An 18,488-nucleotide genomic window follows, 5' to 3' on the forward strand; every position below is an offset into this window, starting at 1 on the left:
CCACCAGGAGGCCCCATGTTGACCGTCGATTTCGACCGCTTGGGCGTCGGCCCTGGCTCACGGGTGATCGACATCGGCTGCGGCGCGGGCAGACACTCCTTCGAGGCCTACCGCCGCGGCGCCGACATCGTCGCCTTCGACCAGAACGCCGATGATCTGGCGGAGGTGGCCGCCATGTTCGAGGCCATGGCCGACGCGTGCGAAGCGCCGGAGTACGCCAAGGCCGAGACCGTGCGCGGTGACGCCCTCGATCTGCCCTACGGCAACGACGAATTCGACGTGGTCATCGCCTCGGAGATCCTCGAGCACATCCCGCAGGACAACCAGGCCGTCATCGAACTGGCACGAGTGCTCAAACCCGGTGGCGCACTGGCGGTCACGGTGCCGCGCTGGCTGCCCGAGCGCCTCTGCTGGGCGCTCTCGGACGAGTACCACGCCAACGAGGGCGGCCACGTGCGCATCTATCGCGCCGACGAACTACGCGACAAGATCACCGCGCGTGGCCTGCGCTACGACCATCAGGACTTCGCGCACGCCCTGCACTCACCCTTCTGGTGGCTGAAATGCGCGGTGGGCGTGCGCCATGACGATCACCCCTTGGTGAGCGCCTACCACCGTATGCTGGTGTGGGACATGATGTCCGCGCCCACGCTCACCCGGACCGCCGAGCGACTGCTGAACCCCCTGGTCGGCAAGTCCGTCGCCCTCTACTTCACGAAACCGGTGGTGCGCCGTGCGGCCCGCTGACCTGCCGGTCGTGCCCGGCATCCTGTCGGCCCGCGAGCTCCGGCGCACCGCCGAATCCATCGCCGCCGCACAGGAACCCGACGGTGCCATTCCCTGGTTCACCGGTGGCCACACCGACCCGTGGGACCACATCGAGTCCGCGATGGCACTGACCGCGGCCGGCCTCTGGGACGAGGCCCGCGACGCCTACATCTGGTCGGCGAAATCCCAGCGCGACGACGGCTCCTGGCCCACGCAGCTGCGCGCGGGCGTGGTCGAAAACCCTGACGCCGACACCAATTTCTGCGCCTACCTGGCCACCGGTGTCCTGCACGCCCTCACGGTCACCGGAGACACCGCGTTCGCCGCGGAGCTGTGGCCGACGGTGCGCGCCGGCATCGACTTCGTTCTCGGCCTGCAGCTGGGCACTGAGGGTGAGATCCATTGGTCGGCAACCGAATCCGGTTCTTCCGGCGAAGCCCTGCTGACCGGCTGCTCGAGCATCTTCCACAGCCTCGGCTGCGCGGTCACCCTCGCCGAGCGGGTGGGCGATCCTCGCCCGGACTGGGCGGCGGCCCGCGACCGGCTCGGTCACGCCCTGCGCCATCACCCGGAAGTGTTCCTGGACAAGAGCCGCTACTCGATGGACTGGTACTACCCCATTCTCGGCGGTGCCGTCCGCGGCGCGGCGGCCACGGACCGGTTTTCCCGGCACTGGGACGAATTCTTCGTTCCCGATCTCGGCATCCGGTGCGTCTCCGACGCACCGTGGGTGACCGGCGCCGAGACCTGTGAGCTGGTGCTCGCCCTGGATGCCATCGGTGACACTGCGACCGCGAACCGGCTGTTCGCCGCCATGCAGCACCTGCGGGAGACCGACGGTTCCTATTGGACCGGACTGGTTTTCACCGACGGCAAACGCTGGCCCGAGGAACGCACCACCTGGACCGGAGCGGCCGTCGTGCTCGCCGCCGACGCTCTGTCGCGCGCCACCCTCGGCAACGGCATCTTCCGCGACGCGTGCTGACAGCTCACCCGCAGGCGGCGGTGCGCTGCAGGATGCGCAGCGATCCGGTGACCGAGAGTTCGCGGAACTTTCCGCTGTCGAGGGCGCGACGATAGATGTTGAACGGCGCACGACCACCGTCGGCGGGATCGGGGAAGACATCGTGGATGGCCAGCAGCCCACCGCCGGCCACCCAGTGCACCCAGTTGTCGTAGTCGCGCTGGGCGGCCTCCTCGGTGTGCCCGCCGTCGACGAACACCATGCGCAGCGGGGTCCGCCAGATGTTGGCCGCAGCCGTGGAAGAGCCGATGATCGCGGTCACCGTGTCGGTCAAGCCCGCGCGAATCATGGTGCGCCGGAACGTGGTCACGGTGTCGAAGACACCGGTCACCGGGTCGACCAGCGTGGTGTCGTGGTACTCCCAGCCCGGCTGGTGCTCTTCGGAGCCCCGGTGATGGTCCACGGTGAAAACGCTGGCGCCGGTTTCGCGGGCGGCGGCACCGAGATAGACGGTCGACTTGCCGCAGTAGGTGCCGATCTCCAGGATGGTGCCATCGCCCGCGTACTCGCGGGCGGCGGCGTACAGCGCGTGCCCCTCGTCGGGCGGCATGAATCCGACCGTCTGTTCGGCCAGTGCGAACAGGTCGTCAGCTCCCATGCGGGTCACGCTAACACACGACCTGGAATACAATCCAGACTACTGTCCAGCAAGGAGAAGACGATGAAGACTCGCCTCAACTGCCCGTGCGGCGTCAGCATTCAGGGCACCGACGAAGACGACCTGATCAAGAAGACCCAGGCGCACCTGGCCGAGAACCACCCCGGCCACGACTACACCCCCGACGAGATCCTCTTCATCGCCTACTGAGGCCGGCTACTTGGTCGGCAGCGCGTTCTGCAGGCCGCCCACCTCGGTGATCTGCCAGTCGGCGCCACGATCGACGGTGAGCGAATAGGTGACGGTCGACCGCGTGCCGTCGGGTGTCTGGGCACTCGTGGAGACCACGTCGAAGTAGGCGTTGACCTGGTAGATGCCGCCGCTCTCCGACGTCACGGTCGCCGAGAGCGGCGTCGCTGTCGATGTCCACTGCAGGGGCAGCAGGATCTGCTCCAGTTGCGGTGCGGTGGCATCGAATTTCGCGGCCAGTTGCGGGGTGGTGCCCGCCCGCAACCGGGCGAACCACGCCCGCACATCGCGATAGTCGATCGTGGACGCGCCGACCCCGTAGTCGGTGGCGATCTGCTCGACCCGCCTGGCATCGGCCTCGCGGGCCTCGCGCTCGGCGAGCGTCGCGTCGGCCGCGAAATACAGTGCGGCGAAGGTGATGACCGCGGCGACGAGGACACCGATCGTCGCGGTGACCAGGACAGTGGACAGTCGCACGGACACGGTGCGCGGCGACGGCTCGCCGACCTCGGTCGTGGTGGCTGCTTCGGTGCTCATGGTCTGTCCTTTGTTCGAACTATTTGACGCCGAGGCGAAAGTGCACGGTGCCCTCGACGTCCACGCTCTGCAGGGCTTGGTCGATCAAAGTGCTGATGTCGATGGCGGGGCTGCGCCGCACCGCGTCGGTGACGACCGGGCCGAGGATCTGTCCCAGCGGGGCGATACCCGGCCCGATCTCCTCGATCAAGGTGGTGAGCTCGGCGAGGAAGGGAACCAGGCCGTCGCCGGTGAAATAGTCGGGCACCGGACGGCTCTCGACCAGTGCCGATCCCGATTCGACGATCGCGTTCAGCGTCACGCCGAACTCACCGAACAGCGGGCCCGCCGTGCCGAGTGAGGGCCCCAGCCATTCCATGTCGCCGCCGAGGGCCTGCACATCGGCGAACAACTGCCGAATGGCCTCGGTGCGGCTGAGCAAGGTGGCCGCGAGCAGGGTCGAGGACCGCTGCAGGGTCTGCATCGCGGCGTCGGTTCCGGCGAGTGCGCGGTCAAAGGTGTCGACCAGGCGCGCGATCGCCTCGGGGTGGATCTGGTCGAGCAATTCCACCAGTCGAGCCGACAGCGCCGTGATGGTCATCGGGACGTGGATTCGGTCGGCCGCGACGACCTGTCCGTCCGCCAGATACGGGCCCGCACCGGATGCCGGTGCGAAGGCGACGTAGGGCTCGCCGAGGGCCGAAAGTTGCTCGATCCGAACCTCGCTGGACAGCGGGATTCGATGGCGATCGTCGATCCGCAACCGAACGAGCACCCCGTCCGATTCTTTGCGCACCGACTCGGTACGCCCGACCCGCACACCCGCCAGCAGCACCGGCGAATTCGGGCCGAGCCCACCCGAATTGTCCAGCCGCAGATCGACGGTGATGAAATCGATCCGCGGATCCAGCCGCAGCACCCCGAGCGACATGTACCCGACGCCGAAGATCAGCACCGCCACGATCGCGCAGAGCGACACCGCCGCACGAAGTTTCATCGCACCAGACCGATCATCCGCAGGGTGTCGACGATGCGCGCGGTGTGATCGTCCGCCGTGACCGGGCTGAGCCCGACCTCGACCACGTCGACTTTCGGACCGTGGGTGGCATAGGGGACGAGCTTCGTGTTGATCAGGTCGACGAGCGCCTTCATGTTCGAGGGCGATTCGGTGTCGAGCGGATTCGCACCCAACAGCATGGGAACCAGCACCTGCGCGGTGTCGTCCAAGGAGGACAGCAACGGCCCGAGCCACTGCGCGCTCGGTGCGACCGGGCCAAGCGCGGTCAGGACGAAGATGACACCGATCTGCGCGTTCACCGCCTCGGTGGTGTGTTCGACACCGTAGGGGGTGAGCAGTTCGTCGAGGATCGGCAGATTGCCCTGCAATCCCTCCTCGACCGTGGCCTCCATGCCGTCGAGCAGCGCGTCGACCGAGCGCAGATTCGCGCCGAGGTCGGCGATGTCGGTGCCCAGGATGTCCGCGAGACGGGCGGTGTCGCGTGGATCGTCGGGGAACACGCCGTTCATGGTGGCGACGATGTTCTGGAAGTCGGTCACCGCGCCACTGCCGAGGAAGGTGGACAGTCCGGCCAGGATGTCTTCGATCGGTGGCGACTGCGTGGTGTCCGCGAGCGGGATGGTCGCACCCGGCGCCAACTCCCCCGCGGCCACGTCCCGCGGTTCGCTCAGCGCGATGTGGACGTCGCCGAGCGGAGTCTCCTGCCGCAGTTCGGCGGTGGTGCCGACCGCGAGCCGCACCGACTGCCGGATGTCGACCTCGGCGACGACGTAGCCCGGCTCGGCCGCCCGCTCCGACGAAGCGGCGACGGGATCGACGAGCGCGACCCGGGTGAGCACGCCGACGCGGACGCCGGCCGCGATCACCTTGGCGCCCGTCGGGAGGTTGAGCACATCGGCGAACTCGATCCGCAGCGGATACGTCGGACCACCGACGCCCGCTCCCGGCACCGGCAGGTCGGCGGGCTGGAAGCCACATCCGGCGGCGAGCAGCATCGCGACGAGGAGCGCGGCGCGTCTCATCGTGCGCTCACCGCCCCCAGCAGCACGGGCAGAGCCGGGATCGTCATCGCACCGTCTTCCGCCTGGCAGTGGTGCCCGGTGACGACCTGCAGGGCGGCACAGACCTGGGCCGTGTCCTGCTGGGCGAGTGCGAGTCGCGGCGGGGCGTAGCCGATTGTCAGCGCCCCGCTCACCGGATCCACCGCACCGGCGAATCCGCTCGCGACGGCCGGTGCCATGGCGATGATGTCGGCGAGCGAACCGACGCCCGCCGCGATCATGCGTGACAGATCCGGCACAGAGTCCACCGCACGCAGCGCGGGCGAACCCAACAGCACGATCACATCGTTGAGCTGGGGCAGCAGGTCGGCCAGGGTGTCGACGATCTCGATGATCGGCGGGAACGCGATGGTGACGATGTCGTCGAAGGTCTGCGGCAGCCCGGACACCGTGGTCTCCACCTGCGACCAGCCACCGCGGGCCCGATGGGCGAGGTCGGTGAGCGCGTCGAGCAACTGCCCGAGGTGGCCGATGGCCACTTCGGGTGCGGCCAGCGCGCGGCTCAGCGCGACGATGATGTCATTGATCTGTTCGCCGGTCCCCACTGTCGCGCGATCGAGCGCGTCGATCCCGGCGCCGACGGCGTCGCGCTGCGCGGGATCTCCCGCACCGTTGAGCTGATCGGCGAGGGCGGCGAGCGCGTCGAAGGTTTGGGTCAGGCTCTTGGGTGTCAGCGTGTTGGTGATGCACTCGCTCGAATCCCAGCCCGGCCCAGCGGGTTCGGCGCCGATCAGGGCCAGCCGCCGATCGGCGATCAAGGTGTCGCTCACGGTCACCGCCCCGACATCGACCGGCAGCGTGCGATCCGCGCGAACCAGGAATTCGACACGCGCCGACGCGCCATCGACACTGATCCCGGTGACGCGCCCGACCTGCACCCCCATGACCGTGACCGCGCTGCCCTCGTACAGCCCGATGCTGTCGGGCATGTCGGCACAGTAGCCGCGCATCGCCGGATTCGGTGTGCTCAACCGCAGGCCCAGCGCACCGACGAGGACAAGGGTGAGGACCACCGCGGCCGACATCAGCCCGCGCGATCCCAGGATCTGTCGCCACATCAACAACCACCTCCCGGCAGCGGCACGCACACAGCGGGTAGGGGGATCGTCGCGCCGGACTGGTCGACGCTCACCCCACCACCCGCGGGCAGCAGCGGAAGCAGTCTTTCCATCAGCGCGCGAACGGAATCCGACAGGGTGGTGAGTCGGCCGCCGAGCTCCTCCAGCGCCGGAATGGCATCGGCGAGGGGCTGGGCACGCTGAGCGAGCGAAGCGTCCCACGCCCGCCCGAGTGGCGTGAAGCCCCGCAGAATCACCGCCAGGTCCCGCAGGGATTCGGCGACCTGCACCTTGTTCGTCTGGATGATCTGTTCGAGCGTGCCGAGGGTGAGGATCAGATCCGCCAGCACATCGGCGTTCGCGTCGAGCGCGGTCAGATACTCGTCGGCGATGGCCAGGGTGCGGGAGATGTCGGAGTTCTGCTCGTCCAGGATCGCGACCACGTCACCGGCCGCCCGCACCGCCGACCGCACGGCGTCCGGACTGTTGTCGATCGCGGTGGACAGGGCGGCGAGATCGCGCCGGAAGAGGGTGCCGTCGATGCGGCGCACCGGCTGCACCGCGTCCTGGAAAGCCTGGGTCAGGTTGTAGGGCACGATGACTCGCTCCACGGGGATCACGGTGTCGCCGAGCGGTGCCGTCCCGGCGGGCAGGACGGCCACGTAGTAGCCACCGACGAAGGTCAGCATCCGGATGTCGAGGGTGGTCTGATCACCGAGCAACGCCTCGGCGGCGACGGTGAACTCCATCCTGACCCGATCGGGCAGCAGGCTCAGCGAGGTCACCTTCCCGACGGGGATACCCGCGAGCCGCACGTCGTCACCGACGCGGACCGAACCCGCCTGGCTCAGCTCGGCGGAATACGTTCGCTGCGCGGTCGTTCCGGTGACGTACACGGCACCGATCGCGACCAGCAGCAGCATGGCCGCACACAACCCCGCTATCCCCCAGCGCAACTCGCTCGCTCGCGGGTCGGCGGCCCGCCCGCGCATCATCGGTGACACAGCACGATCCCCTGTCCGGCGATGAGTACCCGCAGCGGTTCCGGCGCGGTGACATCGCCCCGCGAGCAAGTGAGGTCGGGGCCGCTCGGCGGAATCGCCCGCGTCATCGCCTGGATGAGGCCGGGCAGGCTCTCGAACGCGGCCACCGCGTCGTACGGATCGGGAAACGCGCTGCGCAACGCGGCATCGAGATCGCGGCCGGGTGCGCCGGTGACCCCGAAGACGGCGAGCATGCTCCGCAGCGGTTGCAGCACACCGGGAATCCCGTTCGCGAAGTCGACGAGGCCGGGCAGCTTCGCGGTGATGGTGATGAACAGGTTGGTCAGATTGGTCAGCAGCGTCATCGCGTTGCCCGACTTCCCGCCGAGGTGCTCGGCGACCTGGGCAAGGTTGCGGGCCAGCGTCGACAGCACCGCCTGCCGGTCGGAGGCGTAGCGGCTGAGCTCGTCGATGGCGCCCAGCGCCTGCCCCAGCCCGGTCCCCTCGCCCTGGATCACTGCGAGGATGCTGGTCGCGAACCGGTTCAGATCCTCGGGTGAGAGTTCGGCCAGCACCGGCTGCAGTCCCTTGAACAGCCGGGTGATGTCGAAGTCCGGCACGGTCTCGGCGGTCCCGAAGACCGAGCCCGGATCGCGCTGCCCCGCAGGCTGATCGGGCTGCTCGACGGCCAGATACCGGAAGCCGGTGAGGTTCTGGTACCGGAGGGCGATGGTGGTGTTGGTGAACAGCGCCCGATCCTTGGTGACGGTGAACCGCACCCGCGCGAGCGCGCCGTCGAGTTCGACCGCGCGCACCTTCCCGACCTGAACACCGTAGAGGCGCACGTCGTCGCCGTCGCGCAGACCGTTCGCATCGGTGAACAACGCGGTGTAGGTGTGGGTTTCACCATCGACAGGGCGCTCGATCACGCGCAGGACTCCGGCCAGCACCAGGCCCATCAGCAGCGTCGCCGTGGCCACGCGCAGCAGCAGGGCAGGTGTCCTCATCAGCGACCACCCCCGAGCATCGCGGCCAGTGGTCCCGCCAGCCCGGGCACCACATCCAGCTCGATCCGGGCGGTGAGCACCGGACCGTCGGGTGTGTCACGGAAGGCGGTGTCGAGGCGGGTGAGGAGTTCGCTCAGCTGCTGTGTGGAGCGTTGCGGGGTGCTGACCGAGGCGGCCAGCCGGTCGAGTACGAGGCTGATCATGGGCAGGATCTCCCCGAAATGCCGTTCGGACGTGGTGAGCAGCTCGGTGACGGTCGGCAGCAGCTCGTACTGGATGCCGGCGAACATCTCGCTGAATCGTCGGAGCTGGTCGGGCACTGCCAGGTACTTGTTCGTGTACTCCGCGTACAACAGCGTCAGCGCGCCGGTCAGCATTGGCGGCAGCCCGGTCAGCGCCGAACCGAACTGCTCGAACAGCAGTGACGGCGGGAGCTGTCTGGTCTCGGCGTAGGAGCGGGCGGTGGCGCCGATGGCTTCCAGCAGCGGGGTGAAGGCGGTGAGGTCACGGGAGAGGGTGCCGAGCAACTCGACGAGTTTCGGGGTCAGCACCTCGTCGGTGAGCTGTCCCGTCGATTTCAGCAGGGCGGACAGGGTGGCGTCGTGCACTCGATCGGCCTCGCTATCGGTCAGATCGACGATCGATCCGTCGGCCAGCACCGCACCGCCTGCCGCCGAATGCAGCTCGATGGCACTGATGCCGAACAGGTTGCCCGGTGCGTAGTCGACGCGCAGGGCGCTGGTCAGGCCGAACAGCTCGGATCCGTTCAGTGTCAGCTCGATGCGCTGTCCGCTGCCTCCCGCGGAGTCGATCGCGCTGACCGAGCCGACCCGCACCCCGTCGAGCCGGACATCGGTGCCCTCCCCCACTCCCGCACCGACCTCACCGACGAGCAGCGCGACGCGGATCTGGTCGGCGGGCACGCTGTCGGGCACCACCTGCCAGACGAGCACACCGAGCAGCGTGAGGACGACGGCGAGAGTCCCGAGAACACGGGAACGCAGCGGTCCCACTTCGGTTCCCGGCAGAGTGTAGGCAGGCATGGCATCACCCGGTGAATGTGACGGGAGACTGGAATCCCCACAGCAGAATGGTGGCGACCATGTCGAGCGCGATGATCGCCACCAGGCTGGCCCGAATGGCCCGCCCGGAACCGATGCCGACGCCTTCGGGGCCACCGGTCGCGAAATAGCCCTGATAGCAATGGATCAGCACCACCGCGAGGGCGAACACCATCACCTTGACCGTCGCGGCGAAGACGTCCCAGCCGACCACGAACTGGTCGAAGTAGTGGTTGTAGGTGCCGATCGGTGTCCCGTGGATCGTCGTCACGATGAAGGCGCAGGAGAAGTAGCTCAGGATCAGCGCGACCACGAATGCCGGTGCGACGGCGATGATCCCGGCGATGACCCGGGTCGTCACGACGAACGGCACCGAGCGGATGCCCAGTGATTCGAGGGCGTCGATCTCCTCGGAGATGCGCATGGAGCCGATCTCCGCGGTCATCCGGCATCCGGCTTGCGCGGCGAACCCGATCCCGGCCGCGATCGGCGCGAGTTCACGGGTCACGCCGAAGGCCGAGATGAGACCGCTGAGCTGGCCCAGGGACAACAGGTTCAGCGCGCTGAACGCCTCGATGCCGATGGACGCGCCCATGGCGGCACCGAGTAGCAGCATCAGCGGTACCACGCCGCCGCCGATGATGACCGAGCCGCGCCCCCAGGTCATGTCCGTCACCATCGTGACCGTCTGACGCCGGTAGTGCACGAGCGTGTAGGGCACCGACCGCAGCACCTGCCAGCCGAAGCCGATCGCGAATCCGATCGACTCGATCGGGCGAATGCCGCGGCGACGGAGCCTGCCCAGCCACCGCAGCCCGACGGGGTAGTACGGCGCGGCGCTCATCAGGCCATCCTGACCGGGAGGAACATCGTGACCACCTGGGTGATCACGGTGTTGAGGACGACGGCCGCGGCGATCGACATGACCACCGCGGCATTGACCCCATCGGCCACGCCGCGCGGTCCACCCTTGGCCTCCAACCCGCGCTGACACGCGATGACGACGACCAGGAAGCCGAACAGCAGCGCCTTGACCAGTGAGACCCACACGTCGATCGGCGTGGTGAACGCGCCGAAGGACTGCCAGTAGCTGCCCGGGGTGACATCCAGTGCCGCCACCGCGACCACGAACCCGGAGCTGATGCCGATGAAGATGATCAAGACGTTCAGCAGCGGCGCGACCAGCATCATGGCCGCGATGCGCGGCACGACCAGGCGCTGTACCGGGTCGACACCCATCACCCGCAGCGCGTCGACCTCTTCGCGAATGGTCCTCGCCCCCAGGTCGGCCGCGATGGCGGCGGCACCCGCGCCGCCGAGCAACATCGCGGTGGCCATCGGTGCGCCCTGCTTGATGACGCCGAGACCGCCCGCCGCGCCGATCATCGAATCCGCGCCGAGCTCGGACACGATGTTGCCGACCTGCGCCGACACGATGACACCGAACGGTATGGCCATCAGAATGCTCGGGATCGCGGTGACCCTGATCAGGAACCACGCCTGCGTGAGAGTTTCGTTGACCTGGAATCGCCCTCGAAGGGCGTCGTTGGTACCGAGGTAGATCGCCGCGGCCCCCATGCTCAGCGCGCGCCCGAGCGTCGCCACGCTCGCTCCGACGGTCTCGGCGAAGTTTCGGCGGAATACCTGCCCGGCGCCCGCCGGCACCTCCGGGTCACCCGCGCTCGCCGCGCCCCCGGAATCCGGTGCGACTTCGCCGTATACCCCCGTCATGGCGGAGACCGTACCATATGATCTAGACCACATTCCAGACACTGGTCCAGTTTTCTGGGCAGGCCAGATTTTGACAACAACAGCCGGTAGAAGCCCGAAAGCGTTGTATTGAACTCGTGTCGCTGGTACCGTCCAGACACATGTCCAGCTACATGTCTCCCTCTGGGTTCTCGGTTCCCGCCGCCGACGGAGACGACCTATCGAAACCGGGGTGTTCGCGATGACCGGCACCACTGTGGAGCCCGTGAATTTCGACCCGTACGACTACGGATTCCACGACGATCCCTATCCGACGTACCACCGCCTGCGCACCGAGGCGCCGCTCTACCACAATCCGGACCTCGATTTCTGGGCGCTGTCGCGGCATGCCGACGTGATCGCGGCGTTCCGGGACAGCAATCGCCTCTCCAGCGCCAATGGCGTCTCCCTCGATCCGGCGGCGTGGGGTCCGCACGCGCATCGGGTGATGTCATTTCTGGCGATGGACGATCCGCGGCACATGCGGATGCGCCGGCTCGTCTTCCGGGGGTTCACGCCGAAACGGGTGGCCGAGATGGAAGCCCGGATCCGTGAGATCACCCTGGAACATCTCGAGCCCGCGCTCGCGCGCGGCAGTTTCGACTGGATCGACGAGGTCGCGGGCAAGCTGCCGATGGACGTCATCTCCGAACTCATGGGCGTCCCGGAGTCCGACCGCGCCGAGATCCGCCGGCTGGCGGATCTGGTGGTGCACCGCGAAGAGGGCGTGCTCGATGTGCCCGTCGAGGCGATCGAGGCATCGATCTCACTGTTCGGCTACTACACCGAGATGGTCGCCCAGCGCCGCGCGAACCCGACCGACGATCTCACCTCGGCGCTGCTGGACGCCGAAATCGACGACGACACCCTCACCGATCACGAGATCATCGGCTTCATGTTCCTGATGGTCGTGGCCGGAAACGAGACCACCACCAAGCTTTTGGGCAACGCGCTCTACTGGGCCGGCGCCAATCCGGCGGAATACGCCAAGGTCGTCGCCGAACCGGAGCTGGTCAGCGACTGGGTGGAGGAGACCCTGCGCTACGACACCTCCAGCCAGATCGTGGCCCGCACCGCGGCGGTCGACCTCGACTACCACGGCGCCACCATCCCCGCGGGCGCGAAGGTGCTACTGCTGATCGGTTCGGCCAACCGTGATCCGGCGGCCTTCGACGACGGCGACAGCTACGTCATCGACCGCAGCAGTGGTGCGGCGCTCGCCAGTTTCGGTGCGGGCGTGCACTTCTGCCTCGGCGCGCATCTGGCCCGGCTGGAGGCGACCGTCGTGCTCGGCGAATTCGCCTCGCGGGTCGCGTCTTTCGAGGTCAGGGCGGAGGGCATCGTGCGGGTGCACTCGACCAATGTCCGCGGCTTCGCCACACTTCCGATCACGGTGGAGGTCAGCTAGTGCCCCGATTCGAACCCAACCCCGATCGCAGGCCGGCGCTGGTCGCCGGCGCGTCCTCCGGTATCGGCGCCGCGACCGCCGTCGCCCTGGCCCAACTCGGCCACCCGGTCACCCTGGGCGCGCGCCGGGTCGAGTTGTGCGAGGAGATCGCCGCCAAGATCCGCGCGGGTGGCGGAGAGGCGTACGCGCACCGTCTCGATGTCACCGACGGCGGCTCCGTCGACGAGTTCGTCACGGCCGCCGAACGCACCCTCGGCCCGACCGAGATCCTCGTCTCCGGGGCCGGCGACATCGAATTCGCCCTGGTCGGCGAGATGGACCCGGAACGCTTCCTGCACCAGGTGCAGGTCCACCTCGTCGGCGCGCAGCGGCTGATCCATCGTGTGCTACCCGGCATGAGAGCGCGGCGGCGCGGCGATCTGGTGGTGATCAGTTCCGACTGCGCCGACAACCCTCGACCCCGCTCCGGTGCCTACAGCGCGGCGAAGAACGGCCTGGAAGCCATGGTCGGCCAGCTGCGGATGGAGTTGGAGGGCAGCGGCATTCGCGCCTCCCTCGTCCGCCCCGGTCCGACGCTGACCGGGATGGGTATGGACTCGACGCCGGAGGTCGTCGGGCCGTTGCTGCAGGACTGGAAGGACTGGGGATTCGCCCGCCACCCCTACATGCTGCGCCCGCAACACCTCGCCGACGCGGTCACGACGGTCGTCTCGGTTCCGCGTGGCGCGCACATGGTGTTGGTCGAGGTGCAGCCCGAGGCGCCGCTGCGAGACCTGGACGCGTCATGAGGATCGTCGTCGACCTCGATCTGTGTCAGGGCCACGGGGTCTGCCAAGACGAGGCGCCCGCGGTCTTCACCGTGCCCAAACACGGCACGGTCCACATCGTCGACCCCACCCCGGGCGCCGCGCAGCGCGAGGCCGTGGAGACCGCGATCCGCTACTGCCCCACCCGAGCGCTGTCGATCACCGACGGCGGCGAACCCGACTCCGCTGTGAAAGGCACTGACTGATGGCACGTTTCGAACGGTCCGAACTCGAGGAGATGGTTCGGCGCTGGGTCGCGGAGAACAAGCGCTGCGAGGAGAAGGGCGACTGGAAGCCCCTCGCCGAGATGTACACCGAGGACGCCACCTACGGCTGGAACTACGGTCCCAAGCAGGAGTTCATGTCCGTCGGCCGCGACGAGATCCGCGACTACGCCCTCGGTCAGGAGATGCTCGGCCTCGAGGGCTGGACCTATCCGTACCAGGAATTCGTCATCGACGAGCGCAGCGGCACCGTCATCGGCTTCTGGAAACAGGTCAACGAGGGCACGCGCGCCGACGGCCGCCACTACTCCCCCGAGGGCATCGGCGGCAGCTGGTTCCGCTACGGCGGCGACTTCCAATGGTCCTGGCAGCGCGACTTCTTCGACTTCGGCAATGTCTCGGCGATGTTCCTCGACATGATCACCGACAACGCGCTCTCCCCCGGCATGCACCAGCGCATCGAGCGCTCGGTCTCGCGTGATCCCCTGCCCGGCTGGTACCGGATCGGCGAATCGCCGGTCCCGCTGTGGTGATCCGATGAGCACGTATGCGGAGCTGTCCCGAGACCAACTGGCCGCACTGGTCCCGGAGTTGCTGCTGTGCGGGCACCTCATCGACCGATCCGGGATGGCGCACACCATCGCCGCGTTCGGCCGGGAGGGGATGACGGCGGTGGCCATCGAGGAATGGCAGCTGGCCAGCCCGATCTACACCCGCCGGATGCAGCGGGCCCTGCGCTTCACCGGCGACAGCGTCGAGACCATCTTCAAGGGGCTGCAACTCGACATCGGCGCGCCACCACAGTTCATGGACTTCCGGTTCCGGGTCGACGACCACGATCACGGCGAATTCTGGCTCGATCACTGCGGTGCGCTGGCCGATGTGGAGCCGATGGGCGAGGAGTTCGTGGTGGCGATGTGCCACGACATCGAGGACCCCACCTTCGACGCGACCGCCCTGGCCACCAATCCGCACGCTCAGGTGCGGCCGGTGCACCGCCCACCGCGTCGGCCCGCCGATCGGACCCCGGTGTGCGCGTGGACGGTGATCATCGATCCCGCGCACGTCCCACCCGCCGTCCCGGCCCATGCCGCCTTGATCGCCAATTCCGTTGCCGCGCGGACGGAACTGGCCTCGATCGATCCCGCCGAGGAGGGACTGGCCGATTACACCGGTCCGCTGCTGAGCGATCTGCGGTTCGCCGATTTCTCGCGTTCGGCGCTGCGGCGGATGGCCGAGGAGATCTGCCTGCAACAGCACCTGCTGACGCTCGGCTTCATGCTCGCCATCACCGAACGCTCCGATACGGCAACCGCGCTCGGAATCGGACGTAAGCAGTTCGCCGGGATCGCCGGCCTGACCTCGGAGCGCATCCGGCGCTGCCTGGACCTCGGTGACGATCCACGCGCACTCGCCACCGTTTTGCGTCTGCATCCCGCGCTGAACCCGCTGAGTTACACGGGAACCGACATCTCGGTCCTGAATTCTGTCGTACGCCTTCGTTTTCCGAACAACAGCGGAGCACAGACCGACGGGGCCTGGCCGTCGATGTTGACACCCGACGACCTACGCCCTCTCGACGCCCTTGTCCGCGGCGTCAACCCGCGCTTCGTCGCTCGCGTCGCCGCCACCGATCAGCACGGCTGGACCGTCGACATCGACCTGGCCGACACACCGTTCCGCGAAGCGTCCGAGGTCGCGGTCACCCGCTTCAGCACCGGTGCGGGCTTCGCCTTCACCGACCGGGGAAAGCCCTTGCCGCTCACCGTCGTGTGAGCAGGCGTCGAGAGATGGATTGACATGGCCAACAACTTCGCCGACCTGTTCGAACACGCCGTCGACGCGATGCCCGATCGGATCGCGATCATTCAGCGTGATCGTCGAGTGACCTTCCGAGAGCTCGACATTCGCGCCAACCGACTCGCCAACCAGCTGGCGGACACAGGAGTCGGGCACGGCACACACGTCGGATTCCAGCTGCACAACAGCATCGAGACCATGGAGACGTTGATCGCCTGCTTCAAGCTGGCCGCGGTGCCGATCAACATCAACTACCGATACGGCCCGACCGAGCTGGCCTACGTCTACGACAACGCCGACCTCGAAGTGCTGCTGTACCACGCCTGCTACGAGGAGTCCGTGCGCGCGGCCCTCGCGCTGGTCCCGACGGTGCGCCGGTCGATCTGCGTCGACGACGACCGCGACATCGGTACCCCTGACACCGGCGCCATCCTGTACGAACCGTTGGTCGCGGCAGGAAAGCCGTTCCGCCCGAACATCACTCGCACCGCCGACGACCTGTTCATGATGTACACCGGTGGCACGACCGGCATGCCCAAGGGCGTCATGTGGCGCCAGGAGGACATGTGGCGAGTCCTCGGCGGCGGCATCGACTTCTACAGCGGTGAACCGGTGCGCGACGAATACCAGCAGTCCGCGACCGGCGCACAAGGCGTTCCCAGCATCTGGTTCGTCCTCCCGCCACTGATCCACGCCGCGGCGATGATGCCCACCTTCAACGCCCTGTGGTCGGGCAACACCGTGCTGTTCGAACCGCGTTTCGACCCGGCCAGGATCTGGCAGGCCGTCGCCACCCACCACCCGCACATCATGGTCATCACCGGCGACGCCATGGCCCGCCCGCTCATGGACGCCTTCGACGCCGAACCGGTCGACGCCTCCTCCCTGCTCGTCATCGCCTCGGGCGCCGCGCTGCTGTCCCAACCGGTGAAGAACGCGCTGCTGGAGACGTTCCCGACCTCGATGGTGTCGGACTCCATCGGCTCCTCCGAAACCGGCTTCGGCGGCATCGGTTTCGCGCAGAAGGACGACGATCCCGCGCGTGGACCACGGGTCCAGACCGGACGCGGCGCGGTCGTCGTCGACGAGAACGGCCGCCCCGTCACCCCCGGCGAGGAGGGCTGGCTGGCCAAGACCGGCGCCGTCCCCCTCGGCTACTACAAGGACCCCGACCGCAGCGCCCGACTCTTCAAAACCGTCGACGGCACCCGCATCGTCGTCACCGACGACCGCGCCCGCGCCGAATCCGACGGCACGATCACCTTGATCGGCCGCGGCAACATGGTGATCAACACCGGCGGCGAGAAGGTCTTCCCCGAGGAGGTCGAGGCCGTCGTGAAGTCCCACCCCGCGATCTACGACGCCGTGGTCATCGGCGTCCCCCACGAACGCTGGGGCCAACAGGTAGCCGCCATCATCTCTATAGCCCCCGACCACACCCTCGACCTCGACACCCTCCACACCCACCTCCGCCCCCACCTCGCCGGCTACAAGCTCCCCAAACAAATCTGGATCACCGACACCATCTCCCGCTCCCCCAGCGGCAAGCCCGACTACCGCTGGGCGAAGGAGTTCGTCACCGATCACTCCCCCCACCACCAAACCGACTGAACGATCCACGGACCTCAGCGAAGTCGCGCCTACCCCGGTTACACCACCACGACATATGCCACCAGATGCCGCGCAGGCACATCCGGCTTCACCCGCCGATACACATCGGCCGTGCTCCCCCACCACCGCAACGTGTCCTCGGCATGCTCCCGCTCCACCCGATCGAACGGCTCGATCCCACCTACGATCTCAGCCACAACACCCGCACCGGAAGTCATACGCCGGACCCCAATCAACCCCACCGACAGTTCTTCCACGCCGTTCGAGATAACGCAGGCACCCCACGGTTTCCGTCGATGTGGAATCCGAGCAATTGGCACCGCTCAGCGCCGGTGCAACCAAGAGTTCTGTCGTATGTCCGTGGCACACTGAGCAAGTGGATCTAGAAGATGAGTGGGCACTGAGGCGCGACATCTTCGATGTACTCCGGGAGTTGGTGGACGCGCGGGGCGGAGCGGTTACGCGAGCCGATCTGCTGGAATTCCGCGCGGGCACCTACGCAATTCAGTTGGTCGACCGCAATCGGGGGATCCGAAATCCGCAGGTACTCGCATCGACGCTATCGATCATGTCCAAGCCCGACAGCCCGTATGCCGATGAAGAGGTCGGCGACTCGCTGTTCTCCTACGCATACCGCGAGGGTCCGATCGATGCGGGCGACAACGTCAAGTTGCGAAGATCAGCCCTCACGAAGCTTCCGCTCATTCTGCTCCGATGGATCAAGGTGGGGACCGAGATTCGGTACCTGCCCGTCTTCCCGGTCTATGTCGTCGCCGATGACCCAGCCAACCGTCGGGTCCTGATCGCACTCGACGAGTCGCTACGCCAGGTGAGCGATCCGCAGCACCTGACCGAGACCGAACGACGCTACGTACAGCGGATGACCAGCCAGCGCCTGCACCAGCCACAGTTCCGCAGCCGCGTTTTGATGGCCTATGGAAACCGCTGCGCAGTGTGCCGGCTCGGACGACCCCAACTGCTGGAAGCCGCACACATCATCGGCGACAAGAAGGCTCACGGCATCGCCGACATCCCGAACGGGTTGAGCCTCTGCAGTATCCACCACGCCGCCTACGACCGAAACATGATCGGTATCTCCCCCGATTATCGGGTCCACATCGGGCCAACGCTGGCCGAGGCCGACAACGAGGGCCCAATTCTCGAGTTCGGCTTCAAAGGCTTGAACAATGTGTTGCTGACGCTGCCCGACAAGAAGAGATTCCACCCGGCGGGAGATCGACTCGCGGAGCGCTTCCAGGAATTTCTCACCGGAACTACGCATGCCCACCCGACCGCACCGGGAGCCATCAAGCCCGACTTCCAACGAATCACGCCGGTCACAATGGGCACTGACCTGGGAGCGACCGTATTCGAACCTCCATTCACCGATTCACCTGCGACTCAGTCGCCATAGCGGCCGGACAGGTCGCGCGCGACCTCGACGAGGGTGACCGACTCCTGGACAAGGCGAGGTGCCGCTGAAGGAGACAGCCCCTGCCCGGATCTCGATGCGGTCCTGCGCGATTTTGGCTGTGAATGACGGTGAT

Annotated in this window: 21 protein-coding genes; 10 read left to right on the forward strand and 11 right to left on the reverse strand. The window is 67.4% G+C overall.

Going from position 1 to position 18,488, the window contains the following annotated elements:
• The first annotated feature begins 15 nt into the window (after positions 1 to 15).
• Together BOX37_RS22315 and BOX37_RS22320 are read left to right on the forward strand one after the other, a co-directional pair.
• Positions 16 to 747: a class I SAM-dependent methyltransferase gene (locus BOX37_RS22315; protein WP_071929343.1), complete on the forward strand. Its 732-nt coding sequence runs from the start codon at positions 16 to 18 to the stop codon at positions 745 to 747.
• A complete protein-coding gene (locus tag BOX37_RS22320; RefSeq protein WP_071929344.1) occupies positions 734 to 1,753 on the forward strand; it encodes a prenyltransferase in 1,020 nt (339 codons plus the stop codon). The genes BOX37_RS22315 and BOX37_RS22320 overlap by 14 nt, the downstream gene beginning before the upstream one ends.
• A 4-nt stretch (positions 1,754 to 1,757) precedes the next feature.
• Here the strand turns inward: BOX37_RS22320 and BOX37_RS22325 are convergent, their stop codons facing one another.
• On the reverse strand, positions 1,758 to 2,390 hold the full coding sequence (locus BOX37_RS22325; RefSeq protein ID WP_071929345.1) for a class I SAM-dependent methyltransferase: 633 nt from the start codon (positions 2,388 to 2,390) through the stop codon (positions 1,758 to 1,760).
• Between the two features lie 63 nt (positions 2,391 to 2,453).
• Between BOX37_RS22325 and BOX37_RS22330 the strand changes: the two genes are divergently transcribed.
• A complete protein-coding gene (locus tag BOX37_RS22330; RefSeq protein ID WP_071929346.1) occupies positions 2,454 to 2,600 on the forward strand; it encodes a DUF1059 domain-containing protein in 147 nt (48 codons plus the stop codon).
• A 6-nt stretch (positions 2,601 to 2,606) separates the two neighbouring features.
• On the opposite strand, the gene BOX37_RS22335 is transcribed toward BOX37_RS22330, so the two are convergent.
• Genes BOX37_RS22335 through BOX37_RS22375 form a run of 9 tightly spaced genes read right to left on the reverse strand, consistent with a single transcriptional unit; the run spans position 2,607 to position 11,074 of the window.
• Positions 2,607 to 3,176: a hypothetical protein gene (locus BOX37_RS22335; RefSeq protein ID WP_071929347.1), complete on the reverse strand. Its 570-nt coding sequence runs from the start codon at positions 3,174 to 3,176 to the stop codon at positions 2,607 to 2,609.
• A 19-nt stretch (positions 3,177 to 3,195) separates the two neighbouring features.
• A complete protein-coding gene (locus BOX37_RS22340) occupies positions 3,196 to 4,152 on the reverse strand; it encodes an MlaD family protein (protein WP_071929348.1) in 957 nt (318 codons plus the stop codon).
• A complete protein-coding gene (locus BOX37_RS22345; RefSeq protein ID WP_084759965.1) occupies positions 4,149 to 5,195 on the reverse strand; it encodes an MlaD family protein in 1,047 nt (348 codons plus the stop codon). Before BOX37_RS22345 ends, BOX37_RS22340 begins: the two co-directional genes overlap by 4 nt.
• Complete coding sequence (locus BOX37_RS22350; RefSeq protein WP_071931783.1) at positions 5,192 to 6,292, reverse strand: MlaD family protein; 1,101 nt, start codon at positions 6,290 to 6,292, stop codon at positions 5,192 to 5,194. Before BOX37_RS22350 ends, BOX37_RS22345 begins: the two co-directional genes overlap by 4 nt.
• Complete coding sequence (locus BOX37_RS22355) at positions 6,292 to 7,287, reverse strand: MlaD family protein (RefSeq protein WP_071929349.1); 996 nt, start codon at positions 7,285 to 7,287, stop codon at positions 6,292 to 6,294. The genes BOX37_RS22350 and BOX37_RS22355 overlap by 1 nt, the downstream gene beginning before the upstream one ends.
• A complete protein-coding gene (locus tag BOX37_RS22360) occupies positions 7,284 to 8,282 on the reverse strand; it encodes an MlaD family protein (protein WP_071929350.1) in 999 nt (332 codons plus the stop codon). Before BOX37_RS22360 ends, BOX37_RS22355 begins: the two co-directional genes overlap by 4 nt.
• Positions 8,282 to 9,325, reverse strand: a complete 1,044-nt coding sequence (locus BOX37_RS22365; protein ID WP_156910485.1) for an MlaD family protein — start codon at positions 9,323 to 9,325, stop codon at positions 8,282 to 8,284. The genes BOX37_RS22360 and BOX37_RS22365 overlap by 1 nt, the downstream gene beginning before the upstream one ends.
• A gap of 4 nt (positions 9,326 to 9,329) precedes the next feature.
• Complete coding sequence (locus BOX37_RS22370) at positions 9,330 to 10,187, reverse strand: ABC transporter permease (protein ID WP_071929352.1); 858 nt, start codon at positions 10,185 to 10,187, stop codon at positions 9,330 to 9,332.
• Positions 10,187 to 11,074 carry an MlaE family ABC transporter permease gene (locus tag BOX37_RS22375; RefSeq protein WP_084759967.1) on the reverse strand — a complete coding sequence of 296 codons (888 nt, stop codon included), beginning with the start codon at positions 11,072 to 11,074 and terminating at the stop codon, positions 10,187 to 10,189. The genes BOX37_RS22370 and BOX37_RS22375 overlap by 1 nt, the downstream gene beginning before the upstream one ends.
• Before the next feature lie 220 nt (positions 11,075 to 11,294).
• Between BOX37_RS22375 and BOX37_RS22380 the strand changes: the two genes are divergently transcribed.
• From BOX37_RS22380 to BOX37_RS22405, 6 genes are read left to right on the forward strand one after another with little or no spacing between them, the layout of a single operon-like run.
• Positions 11,295 to 12,500: a cytochrome P450 gene (locus BOX37_RS22380; protein WP_071931785.1), complete on the forward strand. Its 1,206-nt coding sequence runs from the start codon at positions 11,295 to 11,297 to the stop codon at positions 12,498 to 12,500.
• Complete coding sequence (locus tag BOX37_RS22385) at positions 12,500 to 13,288, forward strand: SDR family oxidoreductase (protein WP_071929353.1); 789 nt, start codon at positions 12,500 to 12,502, stop codon at positions 13,286 to 13,288. Before BOX37_RS22380 ends, BOX37_RS22385 begins: the two co-directional genes overlap by 1 nt.
• Positions 13,285 to 13,512 carry a ferredoxin gene (locus tag BOX37_RS22390; protein ID WP_071929354.1) on the forward strand — a complete coding sequence of 76 codons (228 nt, stop codon included), beginning with the start codon at positions 13,285 to 13,287 and terminating at the stop codon, positions 13,510 to 13,512. The genes BOX37_RS22385 and BOX37_RS22390 overlap by 4 nt, the downstream gene beginning before the upstream one ends.
• Entirely contained in the window at positions 13,512 to 14,063 is a 552-nt protein-coding gene (locus BOX37_RS22395) for a Cif family virulence factor (protein WP_071929355.1), read from the forward strand. Before BOX37_RS22390 ends, BOX37_RS22395 begins: the two co-directional genes overlap by 1 nt.
• Positions 14,064 to 14,067: 4 nt before the next feature.
• Positions 14,068 to 15,306 (forward strand): hypothetical protein, encoded by a 1,239-nt coding sequence (locus BOX37_RS22400; RefSeq protein ID WP_071929356.1) that lies wholly within the window; start codon positions 14,068 to 14,070, stop codon positions 15,304 to 15,306.
• A 24-nt stretch (positions 15,307 to 15,330) separates the two neighbouring features.
• Positions 15,331 to 16,941 carry an acyl-CoA synthetase gene (locus BOX37_RS22405; protein WP_071929357.1) on the forward strand — a complete coding sequence of 537 codons (1,611 nt, stop codon included), beginning with the start codon at positions 15,331 to 15,333 and terminating at the stop codon, positions 16,939 to 16,941.
• Positions 16,942 to 16,979: 38 nt separating this feature from the next.
• On the opposite strand, the gene BOX37_RS22410 is transcribed toward BOX37_RS22405, so the two are convergent.
• Positions 16,980 to 17,138 carry a hypothetical protein gene (locus BOX37_RS22410; protein ID WP_156910486.1) on the reverse strand — a complete coding sequence of 53 codons (159 nt, stop codon included), beginning with the start codon at positions 17,136 to 17,138 and terminating at the stop codon, positions 16,980 to 16,982.
• Between the two features lie 179 nt (positions 17,139 to 17,317).
• Here BOX37_RS22410 and BOX37_RS22415 point away from each other — a divergent pair, with 179 nt between their 5' ends.
• The gene (locus tag BOX37_RS22415; RefSeq protein WP_084759969.1) at positions 17,318 to 18,355 is read left to right on the forward strand and encodes an HNH endonuclease; all 1,038 of its coding nucleotides are present in this window, start codon (positions 17,318 to 17,320) and stop codon (positions 18,353 to 18,355) included.
• The last annotated feature ends 133 nt before the right edge of the window (positions 18,356 to 18,488 follow it).

Origin of the sequence: Nocardia mangyaensis, from assembly GCF_001886715.1 — a bacterium.
Classification (GTDB): Bacteria; Actinomycetota; Actinomycetes; order Mycobacteriales; family Mycobacteriaceae; genus Nocardia; species Nocardia mangyaensis.